Raw genomic sequence first — 15,910 nt, 5'->3', positions numbered from 1 at the left:
TTTTTGTTGCTCAGGTACTTAAAAAAAATATTTTATAATAGTGTTGCGGAATTAAGGAAGATGTGATTACTTCCTTCACGCTGGCCAATGACAATCCGGTTGTGGCTGCCTATGTGGGCGGAGGAAACACCAGTACGGGCGTAGCCTATACGTACGACACGAAGAAAAAAGTTTCTACCCTGCTTGCCAACCCCATGAAGCCCGTCCTCGACAAGATTGAGCTGGGACAGATGGAAGAGTGGAACTTTACAGCTTCGGACGGTACGGAGATAAAGGGAATGATTTGCCTTCCGCCGTCTTTCGACCCGAACAAGAAGTATCCGCTTATCGTATACTATTATGGAGGAACGACTCCTACGACTCGCGGTATAACTTCCCCGTACTGTGCACAGTTGTTTGCGTCACGTGACTATGTGGTTTATGTTATCCAGCCCAGTGGTGCCATCGGGTACGGCCAGGAGTTCTCTGCACGCCATGTCAATGCATGGGGTGAGCGTACGGCCGATGAGATCATTGAAGGTACGAAGAAATTCTGTGCAGCCCATCCGTTTGTCAACGATAAACGTATCGGATGCCTGGGTGCCTCTTATGGAGGATTCATGACGATGTATCTGCAGACTAAGACGGACATGTTTGCTGCCGCTGCCTCGCATGCTGGCATCAGCAATGTAACGAGCTATTGGGGCGAGGGTTATTGGGGATATTCCTATAACTCTGTTGCGGCAGCCGATAGCTATCCTTGGAATAATCCCGATTTGTTTACGAAGCATGGAGCATTGTTCAATGCGGACAAGATTAATACCCCTCTGTTGTTGCTGCATGGCACGGTAGATACAAACGTGCCTATCGGTGAAAGTATCCAATTGTACAATGCGCTGAAGATATTGGGCAAGCCGGTGGAATTTATTACCGTAGATGGTGAAAACCATTTTGTACTTGATTATGCAAAACGTGAATTGTGGCACAATTCAATTATGGCTTGGTTTGCCCGCTGGCTGCAGGATAGTCCGGCATGGTGGAATGACCTTTATCCGGAAAGACATTGGTGATTTCTTAGTTGATAACTGTCAACTATCAATTTAAAAAGCCGTTTCCCAGAATAGACAAGGAGGAAACGGCTTTTTTGTTGTAGTGTGCTTACTGTTATTGGGCCACTTTTGCTGTGTCTTGGACGTTCTCGGCTTTCTGCAAAGTATCCGTTACCACAGTGTCGTTAGACAAGGTTGTTGTCTTACTCGGCTGTTCTACCGGAGCCTTAGCTTGAGCCAAGAACGTTCCACCACAAACAAACATAAACAGGGCTGCTACTAATACTAATTTTTTCATAATTCATTTGCTTTTAGGTTGGTATATCTTATTGTTAAGTCTAAGTGCTTGCTTGTTGTAGCGCTTGTTGCTTACGTCTAATATAGTTCAAATGGTGTGCCAGAAAGAGTGCGTGTTGGATAATATTCTGATAGCTAGTGATATATGTTTCTATGCAAAGTGTGGCATAGTGTGGAAAAATGTGGAATGTGTGGAGGGGAGTGTGGAATAATTCCACACCCTTTAGTCGGATATGTTATAAAGCTTCAACTTGTTGTACAGCGTTTTGCGGTCAATGCCCAACAGTTGTGCAGCGCGGCTCTTGTTGTTTCCCGTCTGCCGCAAGGCTTCGATGATTTGATGCTTCTCTGCCTCCTCATTGCGGAGAGGGATACCGATGATGGCCGGTGCGGGTTCTTTCAGTTCATTCAGTTCGTTGATAGTAATGAATTTGCCTTGTGCCAGCAAGGTTGCACGGCGTACCATATTCTTCATTTGGCGTAGATTGCCGGGCCAGGGATATTCCAATAGGGCGCGGGATGCCTTGTCATCAAAGCCGGTCAGTTGCTTGTCCATTTCGCGGTTGGCCTGGTCCAGAAAGAAATTGGCAAAGAGCAGGATGTCTTCACGGCGGTCTTTGAGTTGCGGCATGCGTAGGGTGAATTCATTGATACGGTGATATAAATCTTCACGGAACGCCCCTTTTTCGATGGCTTGCTCCAAATTTTCGTTGGTGGCGGATACCAGACGTATGTCCACGCTTATCTCTTTGTTTGAACCTACCGGACGTATCTTGCGCTCTTGCAAAGCACGCAGCAACTGTATTTGCACTTCATAGCTCAGATTACCTATCTCATCCAGGAAGATGGTACCGCCGTTGGCTTCGACGAAAGCGCCCGTTTTGTCGGTCAGTGCACCGGTAAAGGCGCCCTTTATGTGCCCGAAGAACTCCGAAGCGGCCAATTCTTTGGGAATAGAACCGCAATCGATGGCTACAAACGGCTGGTCGGCACGCTTGCTGAGCTGGTGGATGCGGTGAGCTACGTATTCTTTGCCCGTTCCGCTGGCACCATTGATGAGTACAGACATATTGGTAGGTGAAACCAGTTTCACATAATTGTAGAGTTGTTTGGCTGCGTCGCTCTCTCCCTCAAGGAAGTCGGAGGAGGACAATGAGCCTTCTGCACCCTTCAGAGGCTGATTTTTCATCTTGTCGGAATGCATCGTCTGTTTGGGTGAAACGGATGGTCTGTTTGGGGTAAACGCATCATCTGTTCGGGACGAATGCATCATCTGTTTCAAAGCGGAGGATGATGCATTCAAGGCTTCGCCTATTTTTTTCAGTAATTCGTCCGGGTTCACAGGCTTGGCAATGTAATCGCAGGCTCCCAGTTTCATGGTTTGGACGGCCGACTGTATGTCAGCGTATCCTGTCATGATGATAAGCGGTATTTGCAGGCCGTGTTCGCCCAGCCATTTCAATAAGTCAATGCCATCCTTGTCGGGCAGGCGCAGGTCAGACAATATCAAGTCTACGGTTTCCGACTCAATATGTTTTTGAGCACGGGCAATGTTGCTGGCAGAGGTTACTTGGAAACCTTTTTTGCCGAGCCATGTTTTTAGCATCATGCCGTAAGTAATATCATCTTCTACAATTAATATGGATGTCATTGCTTTAGCCTTTTATCTCTTTTATGTAGGCAAAGGTAAGTGCTTTTGTCTGATTTTAGTATATTTGCAAACTTAAATTAAATAAAAAACAAAATGAAAAGAAATCTTATTGTATTATTAACTATACTGGTTTGCAGTCTGACTGCTTGCAAGCCGGGACAAAAGAAAGAGGAAGATATGGAAAAAGAAACGAAGCTGAAGATTGAAACAAGTGCGGGTGACATCACCGTGAAACTGTATAATGAAACCCCGAAACATCGTGATAACTTTATCAAGCTGGTGGAAGACGGCACGTATGAAGGTACGCTGTTCCACCGTGTCATCAAGGACTTTATGATACAAGCAGGTGACCCGGAATCGAAGAAGGCTCCGAAAGGCAAGATGCTGGGGGCAGGCGACGTGGGTTATACCGTTCCTGCCGAATTTGTTTATCCGAAGTATTTTCACAAAAAAGGTGCTTTGTCGGCTGCACGCCAGGGTGATGAGGTGAACCCTGACAAGGCATCATCCGGCTGCCAGTTCTACATTGTGACCGGAAAAGTGTATAATGACTCTACCTTGCTGGGGATGGAACAGCAGATGAATCAGATGCGCTTGAACAATGCTTTCAACGCGTTGGCGCAGAAACACATGAAGGAAATCTACAAGATGCGCAAGAATAATGACCAGGACGGTCTGATGGATTTGCAAGATTCCTTGATTGCGCAGGCAGAGGCTCAGGTTGCCAAGGAACCGGAGTTCAAGTTTACCCCCAAGCAGGTGAAGGCTTATACTACCGTGGGCGGTACTCCACATTTGGACGGTGCATATACCGTGTTCGGTGAAGTGCTGGAAGGTATGGATATTGTTGATAAAATACAGAAGGTCAAGACTGACCGTAACGACCGTCCCGAAGAGGATGTGGTTATTAAAAAAGTGACAGTGATAGATTGATGATAGATTCTGTCATTCCATTTTATGAAAATAAACAAAAAGATATTTGACAACGGTCTGCGGTTGGTGCACAATGAGGACACCAGCACGCAGATGGTTGCCTTGAATATTGTTTATGACGTGGGTGCCCGTGACGAACATCCCGAGCATACGGGCTTTGCCCATCTGTTCGAGCATCTGATGTTCGGAGGTTCGGTGCATATTCCTGATTATGACGCTCCTTTGCAATTGGCAGGCGGAGAGAATAATGCATGGACCAATAATGATATAACCAATTACTACCTGACGGTTCCAAAATCGAATGTGGAAATCGGCTTCTGGCTGGAGTCCGACCGCATGCTGGAACTGGCATTCAGTGAGCAAAGTCTTGAAGTGCAGCGTGCGGTAGTGATGGAGGAATTTAAACAACGTTGCTTGAACCAGCCGTATGGTGATGTGGGACATCTGCTTCGTCCTTTGGCTTATCAAACGCATCCTTATCGCTGGCCTACTATCGGGAAAGACCTCTCTCACATTGCCAATGCCACGCTGGACGAGGTAAAGGAATTCTTTTTTCGTTTTTATGCACCTAATAATGCAGTGCTGGCCGTTACCGGAAATATTTCGTGGGAAGAAACGGTTAGGCTGACAGAAAAATGGTTTGCTCCCATTCCCCGTAGGAATGTGCCCGTAAGGCAATTACCGCAAGAAGTTGTACAGACGGCAGAACGCCGGCAGACGGTGGAACGGAATGTTCCTCTGGATGCTTTGTTCATGGCTTATCACATGTGCAGCCGTGAGGATGCCGATTATTATGCCTTCGATATTCTGTCGGATATTCTGAGCAATGGACGTTCCAGTCGCTTGACCCGCAGGCTGGTGCAGGAGCAGAAGTTCTTTTCCAGTCTCGATGCCTATATCTCCGGTACACGGGATGCCGGCCTGCTGCATATCAGTGGAAAACCATCTGCAGGCGTATCTTTGGAGCAAGCCGAGGCTGCTGTCCGGAAAGAGTTGGAAGAGTTGAAATCCGGGTTTGTTGGAGAACAAGAATTGGAGAAAGTAAAGAACAAGTTTGAGTCTACACAGATATTCGGCAACATCAATTATCTGAATGTTGCCACGAATCTTGCCTGGTTTGAACTGACCGGGCAGGCGGAAGACATAGACCGTGAAGTGGACAATTACCGCTCTGTGACGGCAGAACAGCTTCATAGGGTCGCCCAACAGACCTTCCGCGATGAAAACGGGATTGTGCTTTATTACCAAAAAGAAAACCTTTAGTATGAAAAAATTATTTGATACGTATAAGCAGCACTATAAAGCATTGCTTCTCCTGGGGCTACCCATTGTGGTGGGGCAGTTGGGAGTCATTGTGCTTGGTTTTGCCGATACGCTGATGATTGGGCATCACAGCACGGAGGAACTGGGTGCCGCTTCTTTCGTAAACAATCTGTTTACTCTTTGCATTATTTTCAGTACGGGCTTCAGCTACGGGCTGACACCGGTTGTAGGGGGCTTCTACGGTAACCGCCGCTTTGCCGAGGCAGGGCAGGCGTTGCGGTGTAGCCTGGTTGCCAATGTGCTGGTGGCTTTGTTGCTGACTCTTGTCATGGCTGTTCTCTATTTCAATGTGGAGCGGCTGGGACAGCCCGGAGAATTGTTGCCTCTAATCAAGCCTTACTATCTGGTGTTGCTTGCTTCACTGGTCTTTGTCATGTTGTTCAACGGCTTTAAACAGTTTACGGATGGCATCACCGACACCAAGACGGCCATGTGGATTCTGCTTGGAGGGAATGCGCTTAACATCGTAGGAAACTATATTCTGATCAATGGAAAATTGGGTTTCCCGGAGATGGGATTGCTTGGTGCGGGTGTAAGTACCTTGTTCTCTCGCATTGTGATGGTCGTGGTCTTTGCGGTGATTGTGCTTCGTAGTCGCCGTTTTATCCGTTATAGACTCGGATTTATGAGGCTGGGATGGTCGACACCGATGTTCAGGAAACTCAATGCTTTGGGCTGGCCTGTCGGTATGCAGATGGGAATGGAGACCGCTTCCTTCAGCCTCAGTGTTGTCATGGTGGGGTGGCTGGGGACACTTGCTCTGGCATCACATCAGATAATGCTCACTATCTCTCAGTTCACCTTCATGATGTATTATGGCATGGGTGCTGCAGTTGCTGTGCGTGTCAGTAACTTTAAGGGGCAGGGCGACGGGCAAAATGTGCGCCGTTCGGCGTATGCTGGCCTTCACGTCATCTTATGCATGGAAGTGGTGCTGTTGAGTATTGTCTTTGCACTTCGCGGTCAGGTCGGAGGATGGTTTACAGATAATATGGAAGTGTCCGGTATGGTAGCCGCTCTCTTCTTTCCGTTCCTGATTTACCAGTTCGGTGACGGATTGCAGATTAATTTTGCCAATGCCCTGCGTGGTATCTCGGATGTGAAACCGATGATGATTATTGCATTTATATCCTATTTTGTTATATCTTTGCCCGTAGGGTACCTCTGCGGTTTCATCTTCGGCTGGGGACTGACGGGGGTCTGGATGGCTTTCCCGTTTGGACTGACCAGTGCAGGGGTGATGCTGTGGCTGAGATTCCGTAGACAGACCAGGGAAAGGATTTGATAATATGAACAGTGTCTCCAAAGTAAAGATTGCCGTAGGCTACACTTTGTTGCTGGCGGTATTGTTTTTTTCCTTGTTCTTCGTACACCGGGAGATGGAGAACCTTATTCTTACCGATGACCGCGATGTACAATGGACAGACAGCGTACTAGCTTTGATACGCGAGAAGGATACCAATACGATAAGAATGCTGCGTACGCTGAGTGAGGCGAATGACAGCATGGTATCTACCAGTGACATTGAGCAGATAATTGCCCAGCAGGACTCGGTAGTGACCCAGCAACGTGTGCAGCACCGTATCATTACACATCGGGATACCGTCGTGACACGCCCTCGAAAGAAGGGTTTTTTCCGTCGTTTGGGTGAAGTGTTTGTCCCCCCAAAGAAAGATACGGCTATCCAGGTAAAGACCTCCCTCGAATTTGCGACGGATACGGTGATTGAACCTTATAATCCGGCCGATTCTTTGCATGAGAAACTGCGTGCTGTGGCCCAGCAGAAAAAAGCTGTAAACACTGTTATACAACGACGTAAACGCTATCTGCAACGCTTGGACCATATGCTGACCGCTCGTATTGACAGCTTGCTGAAAGATTACGAGACGGAAACTCTGCTGCGTGCACGGACGGAAGCCGAGTATCAACAGGCGGTCCGACGCCGTTCGGCCAAGATTATCAGTGGTATTGCCGTAGGTGCGGTGTTGCTTTCCGCTTTTTTTCTTATTATCATCGGCCGCGACATAACCCGAAGCAACCGGTACCGCCGTGAGTTGGAAGAGGCCCGCCGTCGTGCCGAAGATTTACTTGCTGTCCGTGAAAAACTGATGCTTGCCATTACCCATGATTTCAAAGCTCCGCTCGGTTCTATCATGGGCTATGCCGACTTGCTTTCCCGTCTGACGGTGGATGAGCGCCAGCGGTTCTATCTGGACAATATGAAAACCTCATCGGAGCATCTGCTGAAGTTGGTCGTTGATTTGCTCGACTTCCATCGTCTTGATTTGAACAAGGCCGAAGTCAACCGGGTCACCTTTCATCCTTCCCGCCTGCTTGAAGAGATACACGTCAGTTTTGAACCGCTTACGGCTGCCAAAGGGCTGGCGCTTCATTGCGACACTGCCCCGGAGCTGGACGGTACCTATATTTGCGACCCTTTGCGTCTGCGCCAGATTATCAACAATTTGCTGTCCAATGCCGTGAAGTTTACGGACCAAGGCAGTATTACCATGACTGCCCGTTACGAGGACCGTCGACTGGTAGTTGCCATTGCTGATACGGGTAGAGGTATGGAACCTGCCGACCGTGAGCGTATCTTCCAGGAGTTTACCCGCTTACCGGGTGCTCAGGGTAAAGAGGGGTTCGGACTCGGACTTTCCATCGTCCGTATGCTGGTACAGTTGCTTGAAGGCACGATTGATGTAGACAGTGTGCCAGGCAAGGGAAGCACTTTCACCATATATATTCCTATCTATCCCGTAAGGAGTGAAGGACGGAGAATGAAGGATGAAGAATCGGGATGTGTTACCACGCCGAATGGCAATTCTTCATTCCCCGTTCCTCATTCTTCACTGAAGAATGTCCTCCTTATTGATGATGACCGTATTCAGCTTACCCTTACTGCCGCCATGCTTCAGCAGAGTGGTATAAATTCTGTCTCTTGTTTACAACTGGATGAACTGCTGGATGCCTTGCGCACTGCAACCTTTGATGTTCTGCTTACTGATGTGCAGATGCCTGCTATTAATGGTTTTGATTTACTGAAACTGCTGCGTGCTTCGAACATACCGCAGGCACAGTCTGTTCCGGTGATTGCTGTCACTGCTCGCAGTGACATGCAGCGTGAGGAATTTACGGCGCATGGCTTTGCCGGATGCCTGCATAAGCCGTTTACCGTCAGTGAATTGCTGCATGAATTGAATGTGGAGGACAAAGGGAAGGAGGTTACGGAAGTTTCGGAAGCTTCGGCTTGCCCGGGGTATAAATTCTCTTCGCTCACTGCTTTTTCGGTCGATGACCCCGAGGCGGCAAAGTCCATTCTGGAAAGTTTTGTGGCTGAAACCCGCCTCAATGCGGAGCGTTTGCAGAAGGCTGTGGAGAATGAGGATGTGGACGAGATGGCTGCTGTCTCCCACAAAATGATTCCCCTCTTTACTTTAATTGGAGCAGCGGAACTGGTTGCATTGCTGAAACTGTTGGAAACTTCTCATGGAGTGCCTTTTACCGGAGAGTTGAAAGAACACGCCCTTGCCGCCCTCGTTTTGATAGAGGATGTCATTACTCAGGCAACAGCTTTTCCGTAATGGGGGAACAGAGAAGAATACGTGATTTTTCTCTGTCGGGAACCAAATGTCGAAAGAAATTGTTTACTTTGTAAGACTTTTAAATACGATGAAAGATTGACGTTCCGATGAGAAGAAAATGGTTGAGAACAGCACTGTGGGTGTTGCTTACTCCTATTATACTGTTTATAATATTGATGATATTGCTTTATGTGCCTCCCGTACAGAATTTGATACGGAAGCAGGCTACGGCAATTGCATCAGATGCTACGGGTATGGACATATCCGTGGAGCGGATTGACCTTCGCTTTCCTTTGAATTTGTTGGTCCGCGGTGTATTGGTGGTACAGCCTGCCGACAGTGCTGTTGATGTGCAGCATCCCGATACCTTGCTGAGTCTTGGAAGTTTGAACGTACGGGTACAGGCATGGCCTTTGCTCAAAGGGAAAGTGGAGGTGGATGACATTACCTTGAAACAAGTTGCTGTCAACTCCTCCAATTTAATGGAAGGTATGTGCATCAAAGGAGTACTGGGGCATTTCTTTTTCGAAAGCCATGGCATAGACCTTACAAAAGAAGATGCCATCCTCAATAATATAGAATTGAGCGATACCCATGTGCAGGTGATGCTTGCAGATACCACTGAGACTCCCAAGGACACTACTGACACTGCGTTAAACTGGAAAGTCACACTCCATACTCTGAAGTTGAAGAACGTCTCGGTCGATTTACAGATGCCATTGGACTCCATGGGGCTGAAAGCCCATATAGGAGATGCTGAGATTGCGGACGCTGCTGCCGACCTGAAACACCAGTTCTATGGCTGGAGAAAATTCCTGCTGACTGGAACTTCTGTCAATTATGATACCGGTGGCCCGGGGAGTGCGATAGGCTTCGACCCCTCGCACATTGCTCTTCGCGACATTCGTATGGGCATTGATTCTGTGATGTACTACGGCAGAGATATAAATGCCGTTATCCGGGAATTTTCCATGTATGAGCGTTCCGGTTTGAGTGTAACTTCCCTGACCGGGCGGTTGTTTGCCGATTCTACCGTTATCCGTATCCCTTCTTTGAAGTTGCTGACACCTCATAGTGAGATGAACCTTACGGCACAGACTTACTGGGAACTGATAAATATACCTACCACCGGCCGTCTGACAGCCCGTTTCAATGCCCGTATCGGCAAACAGGATGTACTGCTTTTTGCCGGTGGCTTGCCGGAAGCTTTCAAGGAAGCCTATCCGTTCCGTCCGTTGGTGATTCATGCCGGTACGGAAGGAAACCTGAAGCAGATGCAGATTTCCCGTTTTACGGCTGAGCTGCCCGGAGCCTTTTCGTTGAGTGGGGGAGGAGAATTCTGGAGCTTGACCGACAGTGTGAAACGCAATGGAAGCATGGACTTCGAAATGCATACGCAGAACTTGAACTTCCTGACCGGACTAGCTGACATTGCTCCCGATGGCTCCATCATTGTGCCGGACAGTATGCACCTTGCGGCACGTGTCGGTATGGAGGGGGCGCAGTGCACTGCCGCCCTGAAACTGAAGGAGAAGGAAGGCGCCTTGAATTTGGACGCCGCCTATAATCTTGCTACGGAAGCCTACCATGCCGACCTTGCCATCAACAACTTACAGGTGCATCACTTCCTGCCCAAGGACTCTATCTATACTCTTACGGCAAAGATGTCCGTTAAGGGACAAGGGGTGGATGTGGCATCACGAAAAACCGTGGCCGCTTTGAATGCCTCCTTGGAAAAACTACAGTATGGCCATTGGAACATTTCCGGTGTAGATGTGCATGCCGGACTCAAGTCATCCGTTGCTACCGTCCGTCTTGCCAGCGATAATGTCCTTCTCAAGATGCAGGGAAATGCGGATATGCGTCTTGACCGCAGCTATCTGGATGGCGCTTTGGATTTAAATGTGGAAGAGGTGAATCTGCATAAGCTGGGTTTGGTGCCCCGACCATTGAAACACCCGTTTGCCTTTACAATGGGAGCGGAGGCACGTCATGATTCTCTCAAGTTGAGGCTTGATGCCGGTGACTTGAATCTGCGTTTCCGCGCTCACAGCACGTTGAAGAAGTTGATGGAACAGTCGGATAAATTTGTCTCTATCCTGACAAAGCAGATTGATGAACGGCGTTTGGACCATGCCGCTTTGCGCCAAGTCCTTCCTTCAGCGGGCATGCATCTGGAAGCCGGTAACCAGAATCCCGTCAGCTATTTCCTGGCTGCAAAGGGTATTTCCTATAATGATTTCAAACTGAGCTTCGGATTTACTCCGCAAGTCGGCATCAATGGACGTACAGCTGTTCACGGATTGCGCATGGACTCCTTGCAGCTCGATACGATATTTTTTACAGTGAAGCAGGATACTGCCCGCATGAAGTTGCAAGGTGGTGTCATAAACGGTCCCAAGAACCCGCAATTTGTGTTCCGTAGCACACTGACGGGTGAAGTCCGTAATGAAGATGCGGAACTGACTGTGGATTATGTGAATGGAAAAGGGCAGACCGGTGTTCTATTCGGTATTAATGCCCGTCCGTTGACCGAAGGACACGGTCGCGGTAATGGTGTGCTGCTGAACCTTATTCCTGCCGAGCCGATTATCGCTTTCCGTAAATTCCACTTTGCGGACAATAGTAACTGGATTTATCTGCATAAGAATATGCGCGTCTATGCCAATATTGATATGGACAGTGACGATGGTCTGTGTTTCCGTATGCAATCCGACAAGAATGATACCCTTTCCTTGCAGAATATAAACGTAGAACTGAGCCGATTGCGCTTGGATGAACTTACGGAGGTACTTCCTTATATGCCCCGGCTTACGGGATTGTTCTCCGCCGAAGCAAATTATATACAGACTGCCACTTCCCTGCAGGTGTCCGCCGAAGCCAATGTAGAGAAACTGACCTACGAACGCCAACCGGTTGGAGACATCGGCCTGGGGGCTACCTGGTTGCCGGGCGACAAGAATACGCACTATCTGAATACCTATTTTACATATGATAATGAAGAAGTGATGACCGCCGACGGTATCTTGACGCAGAAGAACGGAAAGGATACCCTGGAAGTGTCCACCCGTTTCGAGCATTTTCCATTGAAGATGGCCAATGCATTCATCCCTGACCAAACGGTGGCCTTTACCGGAGATATTGATGGAGGGCTTTATATTTATGGTTCGCTGGACAAGCCTCAAATGCATGGTGATATTGTTTTGGACAGTGTGTCTGTCTATGCACGCCAGGCGGGAGCACGTTACTGGTTCGACAACCGTCCGGTACAGATAAAGGACAATCAGTTGATATTTGATAAGTTTGCCATTTATACCACCAGCAAGAATCCGTTTACGATTGACGGTAAGGTTGATTTCCGGAATATGGAGCGTCCTACTGCCAACCTCAATCTGCTGGCAGAGAACTATACGTTGCTGGATGCACCGCGTACCCGCGAAAGTCTGGTGTATGGAAAGGTGTTCGTCGACTTGCATGCCACGGTGAAGGGGCCGCTTGACGGGCTCACGATGCGTGGAAACATGAATTTGCTGGGCAATACCAACGTAACCTACGTGTTGACCGATTCCCCTTTAACGGTGGAAGACCGTCTCAGTGGGCTGGTTACCTTTACCTCGTTCACCGATACGACGTCGGTAAAAGCAGATGAGGTTCCTGCCATGTCTTTGGGAGGATTGGAAATGTATATGTCCGTCCATATTGACGATGCTGTCCGTCTTCGTGCTGACTTGAGTCCCGACCGCAGCAAATACATCGAACTGGAAGGTGGCGGTGATTTGAATATGCAGTATACTCCCCAAGGGGATATGAGCCTTACCGGACGCTATACCCTTTCGGGTGGCGTCATGAAATATTCGCTGCCTATCATCCCGTTGAAGGAGTTCCAGTTCAATCCCGGCAGTTATGTGGATTGGCGGGGGAATATTATGAATCCTACGCTGAGTCTGAAGGCTACGGAACGTATGCGTGCTTCTGTGGCCGATGGTGACGGGGACGGTTCGCGCATGGTGAACTTCGATGTTTCCATTTCCATCAAGAACAGGCTTGACGCTCCCGATTTGATATTCGATATTTCGGCGCCCGAAGATGCCGCAGTAGAGAATGAGCTGCAGGCAATGGGTGCAGAAGAGCGTAGTAAGCAGGCCATTGCCATGCTTGCCACGGGTATTTACCTGAACAGTGGTGCCAAAGGAGGAGGTTTGTCAATGGGAGCCGCCTTGAACTCAGTGCTTCAGAGCCAGATAAACTCCTTGGCGGGAGGTATAAAAGGTGCCAATATCAGTGTAGGTGTGGAAGACCGTACCTCTGCTGAAACGGGTGACACGCAGAAAGACTTCAGTTTTCGTTATTCCCAGCGTTTCTTCAACGACCGCGTACAGATAGTCATCGGTGGAAAAGTGTCCACCGGGGCCAATGCCACGAACGATGCGGAATCATTCATTGACAATATATCGCTGGAATACCGTCTTGATGCGTCGGGTACTCGATATGTCCGTGTATTCCATAATAAAAACTACGAAAGCATACTCGACGGTGAGATAACCGAAACGGGTGTCGGCCTTGTGCTGCGCCGGAAGATGGACCGATTGAGTGAACTCTTCATCTTCAGGAAGAAAAAGATAAAACCGGAGGCTGAAAATAGCGATATGAAAAAGTAGGAATGTGATATGAAACGACTGATATTATATATTGCAGGATTGATATTTCTGGCAGGTTGCTCCACCACGAAGCACTTGCCCGAGGGGGAGATACTCTATACCGGCCAAAAGCCAATGATTGTATTGAACCGCAGTGAAACGTCTGTTGGTGAGATTGCTATGGAAGAGGTGGAAGCCGCCCTTGCTACGGCACCGAACAATTCGTTGCTGGGAAGCTCTACTATCCGCTATCCCTTTCCTTTCGGACTGTGGATTTACAATGGTTTCCAGAAGTATGAGAAGGGATTCGGAAAGTGGATATTCAATAAATTTGCCGCCACTCCGGTGCTTATGTCTACGGTGAATCCCGATATACGCCAGAAGGCGGCGGTTAACTTGCTGCGCGATTATGGCTATTTCAACGGAAGCGTCAGCTACAAGACATTTATCGACCCGAAGGACTCGCTGAAGGCAAAGTTGCAATATACGGTGAACATGCGTAACCCCTACTTTATAGATACGGTATATTATCGTGGTTTCAGCGAGCGTACCACTCGCATTATGGAGCTGGGACGCCGACGTTCCCTTATCAGTTCGGGAGAACAATTCAATGTGGCTGATTTGGATGGGGAGCGTACCCGTATCAGTACCCTGCTGCGTAATGTGGGCTGTTATTATTTCCGTCCCGACTACCTGACCTATCAGGCCGATACCATGATAGTTCCCAATGGGCATGTCCAGATGCGCTTGATTCCCGTTCCCGGTATGCCAAAGGTAGCCGAGAAGCAGTTCCGTGTGGGGCGTAAATCCGTCTATCTTCTTGGAAAGCAGGGGCAGGAACCCAATGACAGCATGGATTACAAAGGCTTGACCATACATTACTACAACAAACCTCCGGTACGTCCCAACATGCTTTACCGTTGGTTGAACTATCAAGGTTATCGGCGGAAACGTCAGATACAGGACAGCGCAGGTATTGCCCGCCAGCGTTCTATGCAGAGTTTGTATAGTTTGTACCGTCAGACCCGTATTCAGGAGCGTCTGGCAAGCGTCGGTATTTTCCGTTATGCGGAGATGCAGTATATACCGCGTGATACGGCGTTTGTGTCTGATACATTGGATGTGAGGGTCATTGCCGCGCTCGATAAACCCTACGATGCGGAGTTGGATTTTAATGTCACCATGAAGAGCAATAACCAGACGGGACCGGGTGCCGCTTTTACGGTGACGAAGAACAATGTCTTCGGTGGCGGTGAAAGCTGGAATGTGAAGTTGAACGGTTCGTACGAATGGCAGACGGGCAAGTCAAGTTCTTCCCTGATGAACAGCTATGAACTGGGGATTTCCACTTCTCTCATCTTTCCGCGCGTGGTGTTTCCTAGGATGGGCGACCGTGAGTATGACTTCCCGGCTACAACGACTTTCCGTTTATATGCCGACCAGATGAACCGTGCCAAGTATTATAAGCTGCTGGCTTTTGGCGGTAATGTCACTTATGACTTCCAGCCCAAATCGACTTCCAGGCACAGTATAACTCCTTTCCGTTTGACATTCAATGTGCTGCGTAATCCTACTGCCGCTTTCGATACGTTGCGTGCCGAGAATCCGGCACTCTACGTTAGTTTGCGCGACCAGTTCATTCCTGCCATGGAGTACACCTATACTTATGACAACGCTTCCGTGCGCGGCAAGCGTAACCCCATCTGGTGGCAGACCACCGTTGCGTCGGCCGGTAACCTGACTTCTGCCGTCTACCGTATTTTCGGCAAGCCGTTCAGTGAGGAAGGAAAGAAGCTTTTCGGGGTACCTTTTGCACAGTTCCTGAAGCTGAACTCGGAATTCAGGTACCATTACCGGATAGACAAGAACCAAATGATAGCCTCGCGTATTGCCGGAGGGGTGATATGGTCGTATGGCAACGCTACGACTGCACCTTATACGGAACAGTTCTATATCGGCGGTGCCAATAGTGTGCGCGCCTTTTCTGCACGCAGTATAGGTCCGGGCGGCTATCCTCCCGAGACGGACAGAAAATATACCTATATCAACCACGTGGGTGATATTCGCATAGAAGCCAATATCGAGTATCGCTTCCGTATGATTGCCGACTTGCATGGAGCGGTGTTTCTGGATGCCGGCAATGTATGGCTGATGCGTAAGGACGAAAATCGCCCGAACGGTGAGTTCACCTTGAAGAATTTCCCGAAACAGATTGCTTTGGGTACGGGATTCGGCTTACGCTATGACCTGGACTTCCTTGTTTTCCGTCTGGATTTGGGTATCGGGCTTCACGACCCGTATGATACCGGAAAGTCGGGATATTACAATATTCCTAAGTTCAAGGATAGTATGGCACTGCATTTTGCCATCGGTTATCCGTTCTAAATGTACGTTTTTGAACGGATAGTGGTAAAGAATGAACTAAAACTCCCTTTTGTCAGACATAAATTTTTGTAC

8 protein-coding genes and 1 pseudogene are annotated in these 15,910 nt (G+C 48.6%); 7 read left to right on the top strand and 2 right to left on the bottom strand.

The features are described 5' to 3' along the window. Positions 1–50: 50 nt before the first annotated feature. Positions 51–1,049: pseudogene (locus DXD65_RS07700) on the top strand (alpha/beta hydrolase family protein); the annotation flags it as partial. 94 nt (positions 1,050–1,143) lie between these two features. Here the strand turns inward: DXD65_RS07700 and DXD65_RS07695 are convergent. Then, on the bottom strand, positions 1,144–1,326 hold the full coding sequence (locus DXD65_RS07695; protein ID WP_005828596.1) for a hypothetical protein: 183 nt from the start codon (positions 1,324–1,326) through the stop codon (positions 1,144–1,146). 222 nt (positions 1,327–1,548) lie between these two features. Next, positions 1,549–2,976, bottom strand: a complete 1,428-nt coding sequence (locus DXD65_RS07690; RefSeq protein WP_008665943.1) for a sigma-54-dependent transcriptional regulator — start codon at positions 2,974–2,976, stop codon at positions 1,549–1,551. A 93-nt stretch (positions 2,977–3,069) separates the two neighbouring features. Here DXD65_RS07690 and DXD65_RS07685 point away from each other — a divergent pair, with 93 nt between their 5' ends. The 6 genes from DXD65_RS07685 to DXD65_RS07660 all read left to right on the top strand — a co-directional run bounded on the left by DXD65_RS07685 (position 3,070) and on the right by DXD65_RS07660 (position 15,838). Further along, complete coding sequence (locus tag DXD65_RS07685; RefSeq protein WP_008665944.1) at positions 3,070–3,909, top strand: peptidylprolyl isomerase; 840 nt, start codon at positions 3,070–3,072, stop codon at positions 3,907–3,909. Between the two features lie 24 nt (positions 3,910–3,933). Next, positions 3,934–5,172: a M16 family metallopeptidase gene (locus DXD65_RS07680; RefSeq protein WP_005834912.1), complete on the top strand. Its 1,239-nt coding sequence runs from the start codon at positions 3,934–3,936 to the stop codon at positions 5,170–5,172. A 1-nt stretch (position 5,173) separates the two neighbouring features. Continuing rightward, entirely contained in the window at positions 5,174–6,517 is a 1,344-nt protein-coding gene (locus DXD65_RS07675; protein ID WP_117887496.1) for an MATE family efflux transporter, read from the top strand. Positions 6,518–6,521: 4 nt separating this feature from the next. Further along, entirely contained in the window at positions 6,522–8,816 is a 2,295-nt protein-coding gene (locus tag DXD65_RS07670; protein WP_117887495.1) for a hybrid sensor histidine kinase/response regulator, read from the top strand. 107 nt (positions 8,817–8,923) lie between these two features. Continuing rightward, positions 8,924–13,474: a translocation/assembly module TamB domain-containing protein gene (locus tag DXD65_RS07665; RefSeq protein WP_117589688.1), complete on the top strand. Its 4,551-nt coding sequence runs from the start codon at positions 8,924–8,926 to the stop codon at positions 13,472–13,474. 9 nt (positions 13,475–13,483) lie between these two features. After that, positions 13,484–15,838 carry a BamA/TamA family outer membrane protein gene (locus DXD65_RS07660; RefSeq protein ID WP_117887494.1) on the top strand — a complete coding sequence of 785 codons (2,355 nt, stop codon included), beginning with the start codon at positions 13,484–13,486 and terminating at the stop codon, positions 15,836–15,838. The last annotated feature ends 72 nt before the right edge of the window (positions 15,839–15,910 follow it).

Source organism: Bacteroides sp. 4_1_36 (genome assembly GCF_003466325.1).
GTDB lineage: Bacteria > Bacteroidota > Bacteroidia > Bacteroidales > Bacteroidaceae > Bacteroides > Bacteroides uniformis.
Note: the sequence above shows the minus strand (reverse complement) of the source record. Positions and strands in the feature narration are given on the sequence as shown.

Excerpts from the sequence above, each read along its gene's own strand:
- DXD65_RS07695 (WP_005828596.1), bottom strand. The coding sequence starts at position 1,326 with ATGAAAAAATTAGTATTAGTAGCAGCCCTGTTTATGTTTGTTTGTGGT.
- DXD65_RS07690 (WP_008665943.1), bottom strand. The coding sequence starts at position 2,976 with ATGACATCCATATTAATTGTAGAAGATGATATTACTTACGGCATGATG.
- DXD65_RS07685 (WP_008665944.1), top strand. The coding sequence starts at position 3,070 with ATGAAAAGAAATCTTATTGTATTATTAACTATACTGGTTTGCAGTCTG.
- DXD65_RS07680 (WP_005834912.1), top strand. The coding sequence starts at position 3,934 with ATGAAAATAAACAAAAAGATATTTGACAACGGTCTGCGGTTGGTGCAC.
- DXD65_RS07675 (WP_117887496.1), top strand. The coding sequence starts at position 5,174 with ATGAAAAAATTATTTGATACGTATAAGCAGCACTATAAAGCATTGCTT.
- DXD65_RS07670 (WP_117887495.1), top strand. The coding sequence starts at position 6,522 with ATGAACAGTGTCTCCAAAGTAAAGATTGCCGTAGGCTACACTTTGTTG.
- DXD65_RS07665 (WP_117589688.1), top strand. The coding sequence starts at position 8,924 with ATGAGAAGAAAATGGTTGAGAACAGCACTGTGGGTGTTGCTTACTCCT.
- DXD65_RS07660 (WP_117887494.1), top strand. The coding sequence starts at position 13,484 with ATGAAACGACTGATATTATATATTGCAGGATTGATATTTCTGGCAGGT.